This window comes from Bradyrhizobium sp. 87, from assembly GCF_023073015.1.
Taxonomy (GTDB): Bacteria; Pseudomonadota; Alphaproteobacteria; order Rhizobiales; family Xanthobacteraceae; genus Bradyrhizobium; species Bradyrhizobium canariense_D.
On the sequence record NZ_JADPIQ010000128.1, the window covers coordinates 95,523 to 112,410 of the forward strand.

The following is a 16,888-nucleotide window of genomic DNA, read 5'->3' on the forward strand; positions in this document are numbered from 1 at the left end:
TGCTTGGCGCGGTATTTGGCTTAAGTAACAACCGTTCGCGCCCCGATTGGATTGTTTCGTGCTCACAACGCCTCATCTTGCGCCGAGCCTGCGCCCAAAAGAGCTGCGCTCAGCGGAGCGGCGCGCGAGGAATCCGCGCGTAAGCCATCCTCGCTCTGCCGGCCGCTGGGTCATGGCGGCCCTTGGCGGGCTGGTGTTGGCGTGGGCGGCGGAGCCCGCGGCGGCGCAGGGCAAGCTCGAGGCGCAATATGAGGCGACGCTGGCGGGCATTCCCGTCGGCAAGGGCGCCTGGAACATCGACATCCAGGACGATGTGTTCGCGGCCGCGGCCTCCGGCGGCACCTCGGGGCTGCTGAAATCCTTCGCGGGCGGGTCCGGCACCGGCGCCTCGCAGGGCCGCGTGGTCAACGGCGCGCTGGTCGCGACCGGCTATCAGGCCTCCACCACCACCTCGAAGAAGACCGAAGAGATCCGCATCACGCTCGACAAGGGCAATGTGAAGGATTTTGCCATCCTGCCGGAGCCGCCGGTCGATCCCGACCGCATCGTCGTCACCGACGCGCATCGCCGCGGCGTCTGGGACCCGATGACGGCCTCGCTGGTGCGCGTATCCGGCACCGGCGACGTGCTGTCGGCGGACGCCTGCCACGGCAGCGCCGCCGTGTTCGACGGCCGCATGCGCTACGAGCTCAAGCTCGATTTCAAGCGCATGGAGAACGTGAAGGCGGAGAAGGGCTATCACGGCCAGGTCGTGGTCTGCTCGCTCTATTTCGTGCCCATCGCCGGCTACATCCCCGACCGTCCGGTGATCAAATATCTCGCCGCCCAGCGCAACATCGAGGTCGCGTTCGCACCGATCGCCGGCACGCGCATCCTGGTCCCGTTCTGGCTGAAAGTGCCGACCCCGCTCGGGCCGGCCATGCTGGAAGCAACCAGCTTCATCACCAGCGCCCAGCCGCCCAAGGTCGCGAAGACGCAGTAGGGCTGGGTGCCGTAGCCCCGCTGCCGTAGCCCGGATGGAGCGCAGCGTAATCCGGGGTTCTTTGCTTCGGCCCCCGCATTGCGCTCCGCTCCATGCGGGCTACGGACCTCCCTTTTGGTGAAAATAAACATCAATGATTTCAACAACATGTCTACTGTGCATGGGGTTGTTTTCGCGCATTTTGTTTGGAGGGGGTCGAGAACCGGGAATCCATTTGACTCCTCCCCGATTCTGATTCGACTCCGCGCCGTCCCCAGCTTTAACGAATCCGCCATCGAAACGTCGCTTGTGCGGCGGAGCAAAACTCCATCTAGTGCGAACCCACAAGCCTCCCGCGACATCTTGCGTGAACGGAACAGGACTCAAGGGGGAGTCAGCGATTCGGCCGCGATTCGTTCTCAACTCGTTCCGAAGCTTAAAGCCAACGGGAAAAGCGTCGCAAAGTGAGACAGTTGCGCTGGGTTCAGGGAGAGGCGCCGCATTCTCCGCCGTCATGCCCCGGCTTGACCGGGGCATCCAGTACGCCGCGCCCTCTCGGTTTGATCTGCGCCGCCTCTGGAATACTGGATCGCCCGGTCGAGCCGGGCGAGGACAGCAGTGTGTGAGGCGAGCCCTTCGCGCCACCGCCCCAAAACAGCACTGACATTCGCCCCAATCGCCATTACCTAATCCCCCAGATGCCTTTTTCCTCCTCCCCCTTCGCTTCCGAGCGGCTTCCCGGCGCCGGCGTCACTGCGGTGCTTGGTCCCACCAACACCGGCAAGACCCATCTCGCCATCGAGCGGATGCTCGCGCATCCCTCCGGCATGATCGGGCTGCCGCTGCGCCTGCTCGCGCGCGAGGTCTACAACAAGATCGCAGCAAGGGTCGGCCCCGACGCCGTCGCGCTCGTGACCGGCGAGGAGAAGATCAAGCCGAAAGCGCCGCGCTATTGGGTCTCGACCGTCGAGGCGATGCCGCGGGATCTCGACGTCTCGTTCCTTGCCGTCGACGAGGTGCAGATCGCATCCGATCTGGAACGCGGCCACGTCTTCACCGATCGCATCCTCAATCGCCGCGGCCGCGACGAGACGCTGCTGCTCGGCGCTGCGACCATGCGCCCGATCATCGAGCGGCTGCTGCCGGGCGTCTCCATGATCACGCGGCCGCGCCTGTCGCAGCTGGAATTCGCGGGTGATCGCAAGATCACGCGGCAGCCGCGCCGCACCGCCATCGTCGCCTTCTCGGCCGACGAGGTCTACGCCATCGCCGAGCTGATCCGCCGCCAGCATGGCGGCGCCGCCGTGGTGCTGGGTTCGCTGTCGCCGCGCACCCGCAACGCGCAGGTCGCGATGTTCCAGAACGGCGAGGTCGATTACCTCGTCGCCACCGACGCCGTCGGCATGGGCCTCAATCTCGACGTCGACCACGTCGCCTTTGCCTCCGACCGCAAGTACGACGGCTACCAGTTCCGCCGCCTGACGCCGTCCGAATTCGCTCAGATCGCCGGCCGCGCCGGCCGCGCCACCCGCAACGGCACCTTCGGCACCACCGGCCGCTGCGGCCCGTTCGAGCCCGAGCTCGTCAATGCGCTGCAGAACCACACCTTCGATCCCGTGAAGGTTTTGCAATGGCGCAATTCGAAGCTGGATTTTGCTTCCCTCGGCGCGCTCCAGGTCTCGCTGAACCTGGCCCCCGGCCACGAGGCGCTGACGCGCGCGCCGATTGCCGAGGACATGCGCGTGCTCGACCACGCCGCCCGCGACGCCGAGGTGCGCGATGTCGCGCATGGCAAGGACGCCGTGGAACGGCTGTGGGAGGCCTGCCAGGTCCCGGATTATCGAAAGCTGTCGCCGGCCGCCCATGCCGAGCTGGTGACGACGCTGTACGGCTTCCTGATGCGGAAGGGATGCATCCCCGACGCCTGGTTCAGGACCCAGATCGACCAGGCCGACCGCGTTGACGGCGATATCGACACGCTGTCGGCCCGGATCGCGCAGATTCGCACCTGGACCTTCGTCGCCAATCGCCCCGACTGGCTGAAAGACCCCGAACGCTGGCAGGGGATCGCCCGCGAGGTCGAAAATAAATTATCGGATGCGCTCCATGAACGCTTGACTGAGCGTTTCGTTGATCGCCGGACCAGTGTATTGATGCGCCGCCTGCGGGAGAACACGAGCTTGAATACGGAAATCGGCAAGACCGGCGAAGTCATCGTCGAAGGCCATGTCATCGGCCGCCTCGATGGCTTCACCTTTGCACCGGATGCGGCGGAAGCCGGCTCCGATGCGAAAGCGTTGCAGGCTGCAGCGCAGGCCGTGCTCGCCGGCGAGATCAACGCGCGCGCCGAAAAACTGGGCAACGCACCGGACGAGCAGTTCGTGCTGACCTCGGAAGGCATCATCCGCTGGACCGGCGACGCCGTGGCGCGGCTGTCTGCCGCAGAGGAAGCGCTGCATCCGCGCATCCGCATCATCTCCGACGAACGCCTCACGGGCGCCCCCCGCGACAAGGTGCAGGCGCGGCTTGAGCTCTGGCTCAAGACGCATATCGAAAAGCTGCTCGGGCCGCTGTTCGAGCTCAGCAAGGCCGAGGACGTCACCGGCATCGCCCGCGGCATCGCCTATCAGCTCGTCGAGGCGCTCGGCGTGCTGGAGCGCCCGAAGATCGCCAACGAGCTGAAGGATCTCGACCAGCCCTCGCGCGCGACCTTGCGCAAATACGGCGTCCGCTTCGGCGCCTATCACCTCTATTTCCCCGGCCTGCTCAAGCCGGCCGGGCGTGCGCTGGCCGCGCTGCTCTGGGCGCTGAAGCAGGACAATGTCGATCCCTCCGCGCTGTCGGGCGCGCAGCATCTGGCGAGCTCGGGCCGCACCTCGTTCCCGGTCGACAAGCAGCTGCCGCGCGATGCCTATCGCGTGCTCGGCTACAAGCAGGCCGGCGAGCGCGCCGTGCGCGTCGATATCCTCGAGCGCCTGGCCGATCTGATCCGTCCGGCGCTGGCCTGGCGCGAGAACGCGTCTGGCGAAAAGCCCGCCGGGGCATTCGACGGCCGCAGCTTTGTGGTGACGCAGGCGATGACCTCGCTCACCGGCTCCGCCGGCGAAGACTTTGCCTCCGTGCTGCGTGCGCTCGGCTATCGCATGGACAAGCGCCCGCCGCTGCCGGCGAAGCCCGCCGCGGCTGTTGTCGAGACGCCTATTGCTGAGGCGCCTGTTGCTGAAGCCTCCAGCGAAGAGACGCCCGCAACCGAAACGCCGGTCGAGGACGCCGCAACCCCTGCGGATGCCGCGATCGAAGCCGCTGCCGAGCCTGTGACCGTCGAAGACGCGCCCGGGATGGAGCAGCACGACGAGCCCGCGCATGACGAGCCGGCGCTCGAAGCTTCCGTCACGCCGGAAGACGCTCCCGGCATCGCGCCACCTGCGGAAGAGCCTGTTGCCCCCGCTGAAGCTGTCGAAACCGCACCTGCCGAAACCGCGCCTGCAGAGACCGCTGCAACTGAAGCCGCTGCGTCGGCCGATGCGGCAGCGCCGGTGGAAGCCGCGGCCGCGCCCGCCGAGCCCGAGCTCATCGAGGTCTGGCGTCCCGCGGGCCGTCACGATGATCGCAAGCCGCGCCACGAGCGCCATCGCAACCAGCGTCATCACCAGCCGCGTCCACAGGCGGGCGCTGAAGCCGGCGCTGCGCCTGCCGAAGGCGAAGCCCAGCCTGCCGCCGACGGCGAGAAGCGCGGTGAGCGCCATCGCCATGGCGGCGGTCATCGTCGAGATGGTGGCAGGGACTTCCGCAAGCCGCGAGAAGGTAGCGCCGAAGCTGCGCCGCGTCCCGAGGGCCGCGACGACAAGAACCGCCGCTTCGAGGGCAAAAATGGCGGCAACAAGGACCGCGACAACAAGGACCGCAACAAGGGCAAGTTCGGCGGCGATCGCGACAAGGGCCGCGATAACCGTGGCCGCGACCGCGACAAGGGCCGCGACCGCCAGGGCGGACCGTCGCTGCGTCCCTACGCATCGAGCGCCACCCCGCGCGAGCGCGATCGTCCGGTCGATCCGAACTCGCCGTTCGCGAAGCTCGCTGCGCTGAAGGAGCAGCTGTCCGGGCGTAAGGAGTGAGCCCACGACCGAGCGGCAGCGCATCGACAAATGGCTGTGGCACGCGCGGGTGGTGAAGGCGCGCACCTCCGCGGCCGCGCTTGTCGAGTCCGGCCATGTTCGCGTCAACGGTGCACGCGAGAAATCGCCGGGGCATGCGATCAAGATCGGCGACGTGCTCACCATCGCGCTCGATCGCACCGTGCGCGTCTTGAAAGTCATCGCCTTCAACGAGCGCCGCGGCGACGCCGCCTCGGCCCGTGTGCTCTACGAAGAGCTCGGTGAAGGCCCGCCAAGTTCTCAGCGCAATTAATTGCGCTTTGAATTCATTTCTTGGTCGATCAAGCGCATAAAGCCGTCATGATCGGCCGTTCCTGAGCTTGCGGCGCCGGGCCATCCGCGCTACGCAAGCCGCGACTTTTAAAAGAGCTTTTCGGAGCGTTGGATGACTTACGTCGTCACTGAAGCGTGCATCAAGTGCAAGTACACCGACTGCGTCGAGGTCTGCCCGGTCGACTGTTTCTATGAGGGCGAGAACATGCTCGTCATCCATCCTGACGAGTGCATCGACTGCGGCGTGTGCGAGCCGGAATGCCCCGCCGATGCCATCAAGCCGGACACGGAACCGGGCCTGGAAAAGTGGCTCACGGTCAACGCCGACTACGCCAAGAGCTGGCCGAACATCACCCAGAAGAAAGAATCACCCGACGACGCCAAGGATTTCGACGGCATGGAGGGCAAGTTCGACAAGTATTTCTCGCCGAACCCCGGCTCCGGCGACTAATTCGGGTCAAACTTAACCCTATTAGCGGCCTTACCGCCGAAAACTAGGCCTTAACACCCCTAAATCATTGATTTTTGCGGGAAATGTGCTATATTGGGCACATTGAGCCGAACCCTGGTTAGCCCCGTCGGCCCCGTTGGGTTCCCGTGAAACCAAATGTCGAACAGGGGCGTGGCAGTTTCCGCGCGCAGGCTGTGTCACAGAAAACGCGTAAAAAGAGTACTTCAGCGAAGGCTTCCCATAAGGACGCCAAGAAAGTCGCCGCGGCCAGCCGTAGCGCATCCAAGGGTCGGACCGCGACGAAGGCGCCGGCTGCAAAGTCCTCGAAGAACAAAAGAAGCGCAATGCCTAACAAGACTGCCAAGCCGGCCGCGAAAGCGACCGTTGCCAAGCCTGTTGCCGCCAAGCCCGCCGCCAAGCCCGCTGTTGCCAAGGCTCCCGCTGCCAAGCCCGCCGCAAAGGCTCCTGTTGCTGCTGCTCCTGCCAAGGCCCCTGTTGCTGCCGCCAAGCCGGCCGTGAAGCCCGCGGCTGTTGCGCCGAAGGTCGAGGAAAAGAAGGTTGTGACCCAGCGTCAGGGCTTCAAGGCCAACGAATTCGTCGTCTATCCCGCTCACGGCGTCGGCCAGATTCTGGCCATCGAGGAGCAGGAGATCGCCGGCGCGAAGCTCGAGCTGTTCGTCATCAACTTCATCAAGGACAAGATGACGCTGCGCGTGCCGACCGCCAAGGTCGCCAATGTCGGCATGCGCAAGCTCTCCGACCCCGCGCTGGTGAAGCGTGCGCTCGAGACCCTCAAGGGCCGTGCCCGCGTCAAGCGCACCATGTGGTCGCGCCGCGCCCAGGAATACGAAGCGAAGATCAATTCGGGCGACATCGTCGCTATCGCGGAAGTCGTGCGCGACCTCTATCGCTCCGAGTCGCAGCCCGAGCAGTCCTACAGCGAACGCCAGCTCTATGAAGCAGCGCTCGACCGTCTCTCCCGCGAGATCGCGGTGGTGCAGCACTCGACCGAGACCGAAGCGGTCAAGGAGATCGAGGCCCAGCTCGCCAAGAGCCCGCGCCGCACTGGCGCCAAGTCCGAAGCCGCCGAAGGCGAGGCCGATGCGGACGCCGAGGGCGATAGCGACGAGACCGAGGGCGGCGCCACGGTCGCCGACGAGGCCGCGTAAGCGTCTCGCGCGTCGAACGCAACAGATCAAAGCCCGGTCTTACGGCCGGGCTTTTTGTTTTGGAGACGCTGACCGCCCCGGTTCGGGGACGTCAGCGGGCGGAATTGCTTTGAGCCTATGCGGTCCTGAGCAGGATCAAACCCGCGATGCGCTTCCCGAAGCGCCGCGCCCGGTCTCGCGGTCGTCTCCGCGCGCGTCAGTCGCAACCGTCGACCACCAGGCGCCCAACGCATCGATCAACGGCACCAAGGTGTGGCCGGCGGCGGTCAGATCGTACTCGACCCTCAACGGGTATCCGTCGAATTCCGTGCGAGTCACGATACCGGCGTCCTCCAGCTTGCGAAGCTCGAGGGCGAGCATCCTGTGCGAGATGGTCGGATTGTCCCGACGCAAGTCGCTGAACCGTTTGGTGCCCTGTTTCAAATAGTAGATCAGAAGCGTAGGCCACCGGCCGCTCAGGATCTGCATCACTTCCTCGATGGGACATCTCGAAACGAGATCTTTCATCGGCGGGCTCCAGGTTACAAAAATGTTCGCAATTTACTTGATGGAGCGAGCGACTAGGGTTCGGGACCGCTGCGCAGCGTGATCATCAGAAATCACGGAGAATAGATCGATGGATCCAATCCTACTTTACGGCTTCCCGATGGGAAGCTCCATGGGACTCGTTGCAGCTCTTGAATGGTTTGGCAGGCCATATCGCCTGTGTCGCGTCGACATGCTGGGCGAGATGCTGAGCCCGTCATACGCCAGGATCAATCCGCGACACGAGACGCCTGCACTTATAACGGACCAGGGCGATGTGCTGACGGAAACCATGGCGATCGCGGCTTGGCTCGAAGCCAGGGATACCGAACGGCGCATCAGCTTTGATCCGTTGTCGCCGCAAGCCGATCGCATGCACCAGCTGATGGCGTTCGTGAATACCGGCTTTACCGGCGCCTTCGCGCCGCTTTGGGTCGCAATGGAAGGCGTGGCGATGGACGACGCCATGCGTTCGGCCTTGCGGGAGTTCGGAAGGAGAAAGGTGATCGAACGTCACGACAAGCTCGAAGGCATGATCGAGCCGGCAAGGTTCCTGCTCGCCGACCGGCCGACCCTCGCGGACGCCTTGCTGGCAGGTGTGGCGCGCTGGCTCGACTTCCACGCTGTCGCGGACAGGAGCCGCTGGCCAAAGCTGGCCGCGCTGCGCCAACAACTCGAGGCCGATCCCGGGGTCATCTACGCCACCGCCGTGGAGAGCGGCAGCAATGATCCGGGAACAGGATCCTGCGCAGGCCACACCGCCCTGGCCGACGTCATCGCGCGATATGGCAAGCAAGCCTAACCAGTGGAGAGGAGGAGCGGCTTCGATCCGCTCCTCCTCACTTCACCGGCCGCTTCTCGAGCTTCCGCGCCAGCGTCCGCCGATGCATCCCGAGCCGCCTTGCGGCTTCCGAGATGTTGAAATCGGTTTCGATCAGGGTCTGGTGGATGCGTTCCCACTCCAGCGTCTTAATCGATGTCGGCCGGGCGTCGAGCGCGACCTCGGCATTGCCTGCGGCCTTGTTGAAGGCGGCCTCGATGTCGTCGGTGTTCGACGGCTTTGCCAGATAGTGGCATGCGCCGAGCTTGATGGCCTCGACGGCGGTGGAGATGCTGGCAAAGCCCGTCAGCACCACGATCAGCATCTCCGGATCGTGCGTGTGCAAGAGCTCCACGCAGGCCAGTCCCGAGGCGCCGCCGAGCTTGAGGTCGACGACGGCATAGCCAAACGATCGCTCCTCCAGGACTTTCCGCACATCCTCGATCGAGGCGGCGAGCACGACCTCGTAGTCGCGGCGCTCGAACGAACGCTTCAGGGTGCGGGCGAAGCCGGCATCGTCCTCGACGACGACGAGCGAACGATCAGGCGTCAAAGCTGCCTCCGATCGCGAGCGTTGCGAGCGGCAGCGTGAGGCGGACCGTAGCGCCGCGCTTCCTGTGGTTCTCGGCGGTCACGCTGCCCCCTAACTTGCGCACCACGTTCACCACCAGGAACAGGCCGAGCCCGCCGCCGGCGCGGCCCTTGCTCGATTGATAGGGCTTTCCGAGCTGTGCCAGCATCTCCGGCGCAAAGCCGGGGCCGCGATCGCTGATCGACAGCACGAGATGATCGCCCTCGCGCCCGGCAACGAGCTCGACCCAGTCGCGCGAGACCTCGTAGGCGTTGTCGAGCACGTTGAAGATCACCTGCTTCAGCGCGACGTCCGAGACGATTGCGACGTCTTCGCCGAAAGTGTTGACGAAATACAACGTGCGCGCCGAGCGCGCGTCGCGCCACTCTTCCACGAGCGCGGTGACGAAAGCCGCCACCGTCGTCGGCGACGATCCCTCGCCGCGGGCTTCGCCCGCCGACACCAGAATGCCTGTCACGATCGACTTGCAGCGTTGCAGCGAGGTCTCCATCTCCTCGAGGTCCTCGGCCAGCTCCTGATCGGCGGCGAGGTCGGGCATGCGGCGCCAGTCGCCGAGGATGACCGAGAGCGAGGCGAGCGGCGTGCCGAGCTCGTGAGCCGCGCCGGAGGCGAGCAGGCCCATGCGCACGATATGATCCTGCTCGGCGGCATGCTGGCGCAGCGCCGCCAGATGCGCGTCGCGCTCGCGCAAATTCCTGTTGATGCGGGTGACGAACACCACCAGCAGCACGGCGTTGAGCACGAAGCCCAGCAGCATGCCGGCAACCGTGAGGGTGTAGGTCTCGCTCAGCGGGTTCGGCGGCAGATCGAGCGGTCGGTAGGCGACGGTCAGCCAGACGAAGCTCGCGCAGGTCAAGGCGACCAGCGACCAGGTCGAGCGGCCATCGAGCAGCACCGCGCCCAGCGTCACCTGGAGCAGGAACAGCGAGGTGAAGGGATTGGTGGCGCCGCCGCTGAGGTAAAGCTGCGCGGTCAGCGCGGCGACGTCCAGCATCAGGGCGACCAGCAACTCATTGTTGGTGATCGCGGCGCGATGGCGCACCCAGACCAGGCTGGAGATGTTGAGAAATATCAGGGCGCCGATTACCGCGCCCATGCGGGTGAGGGGCAGGGGAATGCCGAGCCACACATGCACGCCGCCGATGGTCACGATCTGGCCGACCACTGCGGTCCAGCGCAGCTGGATCAGCAGCGCCATGTTCTTGCGGTTGGTCTCGTCGTCGGTTGGCGCTGTGCCGATCAGCTCGCTGCGCGCGTCCGCCTGCGATTGCAGCGTGACGGCGCTGTGCGTTCTTCCGTTGTCAGGTGGGCTCGCCGATCGTTCCAGCATCTGATCCCGTCCTGCGGGCGACAGCATCGAGGCCGCCGGCCGCTTCGTGGGCGAAGCCGCTCCAGGGCTCCTTGCGGCGGAACAGCCCGCCGCCGAATGTGACGAAAAGTCTGCCGGCCAGCATGAACGCCAGAGCAAACCACGTCAGCGCGTAGATCAGGTGGTTATTGGGAAAGCTGATCACGGTCAATCCGCCGATTGGGCCGCTGCCGGATTGTGATCGAGCGTCGGCATCGATGAAAAAGGGCGCGACGTGGTCGAGGCCGCGTGCCGTCGCAATCGCTGCGACATCCCGCGAGTACCAGCGATTGTGCTCCGGCACGTTGTTTCTGAGGAATCCGCCTTTTGGCTCCGTCACGCGCAACAGGCCGGTGATCTCGACCTGGCCTTGCGGGTTGCCGTCCCAGCGCGTCGACGCATCGCGCCGGTCGGACGGCACGAAGCCGCGGTTGACCAGGACCAGCGTGCCGTCGTCGCGCCTGAGCGGTGTCAGCACCCAATAGCCCGGGCCTTCTTCGGTGACGGCCTGAGCCAGGGTCTCGCGGTCATGCAGGAACCGGCCGGAGACGCTGACGTGTCTGTATTCGTCGTTTGCGGCGGAGACGGTCGGCCATGCCGCCGGGGAGGGGATCGGCTGGGCCGGGGCATGAACGCGCTGCTCGACGCGATCGATCAGCGCCAGCTTCCAGGCGCGGCGCTCGATCTGCCAGACGCCGAGCGCGATCAGAAGTGCAATGGCCGTGAGCGAGAGGATCGTGAGCCACAAGGGCGGGCGCGCTGCGTTGCTGCGCGTCCCGTTTGCCTCGCTCGTCACGGTCCGGGTCTCGTTCATTTCATCCCGGTCATCTGGTGGATCGGCATCATGTTGCTGTTGAGGTGGTTCATCACCCACAGCGAACCCGACAGGGCGATCACCACCATGACGATGGTGAAGATCAGCGCCATCATGCTCCAGCCGTTCTCTGACGTCGTGTTCATGTGCAGGAAGTAGATCATGTGCACGACGATCTGCACGACCGCGAAGGCCATGATCACCAGCGCGGTGATCTGCTTGCTCGGAAGCGCGCCGCTCATCACCAGCCAGAACGGGATCGCGGTGAGCACGACCGAGAGCACGAAGCCGAGCATATAGGTCGAGAACGAGCCGTGGGCATTGGCGTGGCTGTCGCCGTGATGATGATCGTCCGCGTGGGCGGCGTGAGTATCGGTGTTCATCGCAGAACTCCCAGGAGATAGACGAAGGTGAAGACGCCGATCCAGACCACGTCCAGGAAGTGCCAGAACATCGACAGGCACATCAGGCGGCGGCGATTGGCGTCGATCAGGCCGAACTTCCAGACCTGCACCATCAGGGTCACCAGCCAGATCAGGCCACAGCTGACGTGCAGGCCATGGGTGCCGACCAGGGTGAAGAAGGCGGACAGGAAAGCACTACGCTGCGGCGTCGCGCCCTCATGGATCATGTGGGCGAACTCGGACAGCTCGATGCCGATGAATGCGGCTCCGAACAGGCCGGTGATCGCCAGCCAGATCTGGGTCTGCGCGATCTTGTTCTGCTGCATCGTCAGCATGGCAAAACCATACGTGATCGACGACAGCAGTAGCATCGAGGTGTTGACCGCGACCAGCGGCAGCTCGAACAGATCCTTCGGCGCCGGGCCGGCGGCGTATTTGCCGCCGAGCACGCCGAAAGTGGCGAACAGGATCGCGAAGATGAGACAGTCGCTCATCAGATAGATCCAGAAGCCGAGCGAGGTGCTGTAGCCTTCCGGATGCGGGTGTTCGTCGGCGAGGTAGAAGACCGGCTCGCCGGTTTGCGTGGGATTGACAGCGACAGTCATTTACTTGGCTCCGGCGAGCAGCTTGGTGCGCGCGTCTTCGGCCCGGATGACGTCCTCGGCCGGAATATCGAAATCGCGGTGATAGTTGAAGGTGTGACCGATGCCGACGGCGAGCATCGCGATGAAGCTCGCGGCCGCCAGCCACCAGATGTACCAGATCAGGCCGAATCCCATCGCGGTGGCGAAGCCGGCGAGGATGATGCCGGTGCCGGTGCTGCTCGGCATGTGGATCGGCTTGAACCCGGTGAGCGGGCGCTGATAACCGCGCTTCTTCATGTCCCACCACGCGTCGTTGTCGTGAGCGACGGGGGTGAAGGCGAAGTTGTAGGCCGGCGGCGGCGAGGAGGTCGCCCATTCCAGCGTGCGCGCGTCCCAGGGATCGCCGGTGACGTCCTTGAGCTGCTCGCGCCTGAGGAAGCTGACGGCGAACTGCATCAGCATCGAGAGGATGCCAAGGAAGACCAGGAAGGCGCCAATGCCGGCGACGATGAACCAGATCTGCAGGCTCGGGTCGTCGAACACACGGAGCCGGCGGGTCACGCCCATCAGTCCGAGCACATAGAGCGGCATGAAAGCGAGGTAGAAGCCCGTGACCCAGAACCAGAACGACAGCTTGCCCCAGAACGGGTCGAGCTTGAAGCCGAACGCCTTCGGGAACCAGTAGCCGATACCGGCGAACGCGCCGAACACGACGCCGCCGATGATTACGTTGTGGAAGTGCGCGATCAGGAACAGGCTGTTGTGCAGGACGAAGTCGGCCGGCGGCACCGCGAGCAGCACGCCGGTCATGCCGCCGAGCACGAAGGTCAGCATGAACGCGATCGTCCACATCATCGGCAGCTCGAAGCGGATGCGGCCGCGATACATCGTGAATAGCCAGTTGAACATCTTCGCGCCCGTCGGGATCGAGATGATCATCGTGGTGATGCCGAAGAAGGAGTTGACGCTGGCGCCCGACCCCATCGTGAAGAAGTGGTGCAGCCAGACCAGGTACGACAGGATGGTGATGACCACCGTGGCGTAGACCATCGAGGTGTAGCCGAACAGCCGCTTGCCCGAGAAGGTCGAGGTCACTTCCGAGAAGATGCCGAAGGCGGGGAGAACCAGGATGTAGACCTCGGGATGACCCCAGATCCAGATCAGGTTCACGTACATCATCGGGCTGCCGCCGAAATCGTTCGTGAAGAAGTTGGTGCCGACGTAGCGATCGAGCGAGAGCAGCGCGAGCACGACGGTCAGAACCGGGAAGGAAGCGACGATCAGCACGTTGGTGCAGAGCGCGGTCCAGGTGAACACCGGCATCCGCATCATGGTCATGCCGGGGCACCGCAGCTTGACGATGGTGCAGATCAGGTTGATGCCGGACAGTGTCGTTCCGACGCCCGCGACCTGTAGCCCCCATATGTAATAGTCGACGCCGACATCCGGACTGTAGCCGATGTTCGACAGCGGCGGATAAGCGAGCCAGCCGGTGCGGGCGAATTCGCCGATGAACAGCGAGGCCATCACCAGCACCGCGCCGCCGACCGTCATCCAGAAGCTGAAATTGTTCAGGAACGGGAACGACACGTCGCGCGCGCCGATCTGGAGCGGCACGACGAAGTTCATCAGGCCGGTGACCAGCGGCATCGCCACGAAGAAGATCATGATCACGCCGTGGGCGGTGAAGACCTGGTCGTAGTGATGGGCGTTGAGATAGCCCTCCGAGCCGCCGAAGGCGAGCGCCTGCTGCAACCGCATCATCAGCGCGTCGGCGAAGCCGCGCAGCAGCATCACGATGCCGAGGATCATGTACATGATGCCGATGCGCTTGTGGTCGACGCTGGTGAACCACTCGCTCCAGAGATAACCCCAGACGCGGAAATAGGTCAGGCCGGCGAGCATGATGAGGCCGCCGGTCGCCACCACGGCAAACGTGCCGACGACGATCGGCTCGTGCAGCGGCAGCGATTCGAAGGTGAGCCGGCCGAAGATGAGCTTGAGAAGATCAGGAGACATGCGGGATCTCTTTACGAATCTGACTTCGGACGTTGTCCGAGGAAGAAGGACGAGGACTTCAGCGGCGTGAAACTCGGCCGCTTCAGGCCGGCGCCGAGCAGCGGCGCGGTGTCGACAGGTGCCGTGATGGAAGCGGTGGTCCTGCCCTGCGGCGCATCGGGCGTGCAGGTGCCGGCGACGAAAGTCGGCTCCGGCCCAAGCGCGGTGCCGCGGCGGGCGTACTTGTCGTAGGCCAGCGGCAGGGTGTTGTTCAGGCCCTCATGGCCGAGGCCGCCCTTGGCGTCGATCGCCATCATCTCGCTCTGGCACATCTTGCCGGTCTCGACGCACATGTTGAGGATCAGGCGGTAGAGATCGGAATCCACGGTACCGTAGCGCCGCACCGGCTCGTTCTGGCTGGGCTTTTCGAGCTGGAGATATTCGGCGCGGCCGAGCGAGCCGCCGCCGGACTTGGCGCTGGCGATCCAGGCGTCAAAGCCCTTGTCGTCGAGACCCTGGAAGTTGAAGTGCATGCCGGAGAAGCCGGCCCCGCTGTAGTTCGCCGAAAAGCCCCGATAGCTGCCGGCGTGGTTCACGACGGCGTGGAGCTTGGTCTCCATGCCCGGCATTGCGTAGATCTGGCCGGCCAGCGCGGGGATGTAGAACGAGTTCATCACCGAGGACGCGGTGATGCGGAAGTTGATCGGACGATCGACGGGAGCTGCCAGATCGTTGACGGTGGCGATGCCGTAATCCGGATAGATAAAGAGCCACTTCCAGTCGAGCGCGACGACGTCGACCTCGAGCGGGGCCTTGGACTGGTCGACTGCGCGGTCGGCATGGATGCGGCCGAGCGTGCGATAGGGGTCGAGCAGGTGCGTGCCCATCCAGGTCAGCGCGCCAAGGCAAACAATGATCAGAAGCGGCGCCGACCAGATCACCAGCTCGAGGCTGGTCGAGTGGTCCCATTCCGGCTCGTAGCGGGCGTCGGTGTTGGACTGCCGGTAGCGCCAGGCGAACAGCACCGTCAGGGCCATCACGGGGACGACAATCAGGAGCATCAGGACGGTGGAGATGATGACAAGGTCGCGCTGCTGCGCCGCGATATCGCCGGCCGGCGCCAGCACGACGTAGTTGCAGCCACTTAGCATAACCGCCAAGGGTAGCATCGCCAGGATCTTGAAACGGGACACGGGCCGAGCCTTATGAGAATGAGTTTCTTTTGCGGGGCCAAGGGGTAGCTGCGGCGCAGCAATCCCAACATTGGACAATTTGTCCAATGTTGCAGTGCGGGATGTTGCGCCAGACAGGATTCGATTGCCTGGCGCCTCGCCGGGCAGTCGGCTTTGGTTTCAGAACGTTAAGGGCGCGCGAATGGCGATGGCACAGACCCCCGCAATGGCAGACCACTCGGGCGAGCACGGCCACGACCAGGCCAGTCCCGGCGAGATCGCCATCGGCGTCATCATCGGCCGCACCTCGGAATTCTTCGACTTCTTCGTTTTCGCGATCGCCTCGGTGATCGTGTTCCCGCGCCTGGTCTTCCCGTTCACGAGCGAACTGACCGGCACCCTCTATTCCTTCATGATCTTCGCGCTGGCCTTCATGGCGCGGCCGATCGGCACCGTCATTTTCATGACGGTCGACCGCGAGTACGGCAAGACGGCCAAGCTGATCTCGGCGCTGTTCCTGCTCGGCACCGCCACCGTCGCGATCGCGTTCCTGCCCGGCTATCACGAGATCGGCGCTGCCGCGATCTGGCTGCTGGCGCTGGCGCGCATCGCACAGGGTCTGGCCTGGGGCGGCGCCTGGGACGGCATGGCCTCGCTGCTGGCGCTGAACGCGCCGCCTTCAAAGCGCGGCTGGTACGCGATGGTGCCGCAGCTTGGTGCGCCGCTTGGTCTGATCGTGGCGAGCGGGCTGTTCGCCTATTTCGCCGGGAATCTGTCGGCCGACGATTTCTTCGATTGGGGCTGGCGCTATCCGTTCTTCGTCGCCTTCGCCATCAACGTCGTGGCGCTGTTCGCGCGCCTGCGCATGGTGACGACGGAAGAATATGCCTCGCTGTTCGAGACCCGCGAATTGCAACCCTCGCGCATCTCCGAGACCGTGGCGCGCGAAGGCCAGAACATCATGCTCGGTGCGTTTGCGCCGCTGGCGAGCTTCGCGCTGTTCCACATGGTCACGGTGTTTCCGCTGTCCTGGGTGTTCCTGTTCACCCGCGAAAGCCCGGTGCGCTTCCTGATCATCGAGATCGTCGCCGCCGTGTTCGGCGTCGGCGCGATCGTGCTCTCCGGCGTCATCGCCGATCGCGTCGGCCGCAAGTCGCTGCTGATGGGATCGGCGATCGCGATCGCGATCTACAGCGGCTTTGCCCCGCAGCTGCTCGATGCCGGCGCGTTCGGCGAGACCATCTACATGGTGATCGGCTTCATCCTGCTCGGCCTCTCGTTCGGCCAGTCCTCGGGTGCGATCGCCTCGAACTTCAAGCAGGCGTATCGCTACACGGCCTCGGCGCTGACCTCCGACATGGCCTGGCTGTTCGGCGCAGGCTTTGCACCGCTGGTCGCTCTGTTGCTGGCGACCAATCTCGGCGTCATCGCCTCGGGTGCGTACCTGCTGTCAGGCGCGTTCTGGACCTTGCTCGCGCTCTGGCTCAGCGGCCAGCGCGAGGCCGGCGATATGGACGCGGGCGGTTAGGGCGTGAGCTGCAGCTACAAGCGAATGTCGTCCCGGCCTAGTGCGCAATTGCGCACGGGGGCCGGGACCCATACCGCGTGATCTATCGAACGCGG

At 64.8% G+C, this 16,888-nt stretch carries 15 protein-coding genes; 7 read left to right on the forward strand and 8 right to left on the reverse strand.

Annotated elements, in window-relative coordinates; all coding sequences use genetic code 11:
• The first annotated feature begins 172 nt into the window (after positions 1 to 172).
• From IVB50_RS31795 to IVB50_RS31815, 5 genes are all read left to right on the forward strand, one after another.
• Entirely contained in the window at positions 173 to 982 is an 810-nt protein-coding gene (locus IVB50_RS31795) for a DUF3108 domain-containing protein (RefSeq protein WP_085384094.1), read from the forward strand.
• 677 nt (positions 983 to 1,659) lie between these two features.
• A complete protein-coding gene (locus IVB50_RS31800; protein ID WP_018452946.1) occupies positions 1,660 to 5,076 on the forward strand; it encodes a helicase-related protein in 3,417 nt (1,138 codons plus the stop codon).
• Positions 5,077 to 5,098: 22 nt separating this feature from the next.
• Positions 5,099 to 5,368 carry an RNA-binding S4 domain-containing protein gene (locus IVB50_RS31805; protein ID WP_083926310.1) on the forward strand — a complete coding sequence of 90 codons (270 nt, stop codon included), beginning with the start codon at positions 5,099 to 5,101 and terminating at the stop codon, positions 5,366 to 5,368.
• A 132-nt stretch (positions 5,369 to 5,500) separates the two neighbouring features.
• Complete coding sequence (gene fdxA / locus IVB50_RS31810) at positions 5,501 to 5,839, forward strand: ferredoxin FdxA (RefSeq protein ID WP_018452948.1); 339 nt, start codon at positions 5,501 to 5,503, stop codon at positions 5,837 to 5,839.
• A gap of 344 nt (positions 5,840 to 6,183) precedes the next feature.
• Complete coding sequence (locus IVB50_RS31815) at positions 6,184 to 7,008, forward strand: CarD family transcriptional regulator (RefSeq protein ID WP_018452949.1); 825 nt, start codon at positions 6,184 to 6,186, stop codon at positions 7,006 to 7,008.
• A gap of 135 nt (positions 7,009 to 7,143) precedes the next feature.
• Here IVB50_RS31815 and IVB50_RS31820 read toward each other — a convergent pair whose 3' ends face one another.
• Positions 7,144 to 7,515, reverse strand: a complete 372-nt coding sequence (locus IVB50_RS31820) for a helix-turn-helix domain-containing protein (RefSeq protein WP_018452950.1) — start codon at positions 7,513 to 7,515, stop codon at positions 7,144 to 7,146.
• Between the two features lie 109 nt (positions 7,516 to 7,624).
• On the opposite strand from IVB50_RS31820, the gene IVB50_RS31825 reads away from it, so the two are divergent.
• The gene (locus tag IVB50_RS31825; RefSeq protein ID WP_026232428.1) at positions 7,625 to 8,335 is read left to right on the forward strand and encodes a glutathione S-transferase family protein; all 711 of its coding nucleotides are present in this window, start codon (positions 7,625 to 7,627) and stop codon (positions 8,333 to 8,335) included.
• 37 nt (positions 8,336 to 8,372) lie between these two features.
• Here the strand turns inward: IVB50_RS31825 and IVB50_RS31830 are convergent, their stop codons facing one another.
• Genes IVB50_RS31830 through cyoA form a run of 7 tightly spaced genes read right to left on the reverse strand, consistent with a single transcriptional unit; the run spans position 8,373 to position 15,286 of the window.
• On the reverse strand, positions 8,373 to 8,906 hold the full coding sequence (locus IVB50_RS31830) for a response regulator transcription factor (RefSeq protein ID WP_018452952.1): 534 nt from the start codon (positions 8,904 to 8,906) through the stop codon (positions 8,373 to 8,375).
• On the reverse strand, positions 8,896 to 10,275 hold the full coding sequence (locus IVB50_RS31835; RefSeq protein ID WP_018452953.1) for an ATP-binding protein: 1,380 nt from the start codon (positions 10,273 to 10,275) through the stop codon (positions 8,896 to 8,898). The genes IVB50_RS31830 and IVB50_RS31835 overlap by 11 nt, the downstream gene beginning before the upstream one ends.
• Positions 10,247 to 11,107, reverse strand: coding sequence for an SURF1 family protein (locus tag IVB50_RS31840; protein WP_018452954.1), 861 nt, complete (start codon positions 11,105 to 11,107; stop codon positions 10,247 to 10,249). Before IVB50_RS31840 ends, IVB50_RS31835 begins: the two co-directional genes overlap by 29 nt.
• Entirely contained in the window at positions 11,104 to 11,490 is a 387-nt protein-coding gene (gene cyoD / locus IVB50_RS31845; protein ID WP_018452955.1) for a cytochrome o ubiquinol oxidase subunit IV, read from the reverse strand. The genes IVB50_RS31840 and cyoD overlap by 4 nt, the downstream gene beginning before the upstream one ends.
• Positions 11,487 to 12,116, reverse strand: coding sequence for a cytochrome o ubiquinol oxidase subunit III (gene cyoC, locus IVB50_RS31850; protein ID WP_018452956.1), 630 nt, complete (start codon positions 12,114 to 12,116; stop codon positions 11,487 to 11,489). Before cyoC ends, cyoD begins: the two co-directional genes overlap by 4 nt.
• Positions 12,117 to 14,114, reverse strand: coding sequence for a cytochrome o ubiquinol oxidase subunit I (cyoB, locus tag IVB50_RS31855; protein ID WP_018452957.1), 1,998 nt, complete (start codon positions 14,112 to 14,114; stop codon positions 12,117 to 12,119).
• A gap of 11 nt (positions 14,115 to 14,125) precedes the next feature.
• Positions 14,126 to 15,286 carry a ubiquinol oxidase subunit II gene (gene cyoA / locus IVB50_RS31860; protein ID WP_026232429.1) on the reverse strand — a complete coding sequence of 387 codons (1,161 nt, stop codon included), beginning with the start codon at positions 15,284 to 15,286 and terminating at the stop codon, positions 14,126 to 14,128.
• 181 nt (positions 15,287 to 15,467) lie between these two features.
• On the opposite strand from cyoA, the gene IVB50_RS31865 reads away from it, so the two are divergent.
• On the forward strand, positions 15,468 to 16,793 hold the full coding sequence (locus IVB50_RS31865) for an MFS transporter (RefSeq protein ID WP_007604615.1): 1,326 nt from the start codon (positions 15,468 to 15,470) through the stop codon (positions 16,791 to 16,793).
• Positions 16,794 to 16,888: the final 95 nt, after the last annotated feature.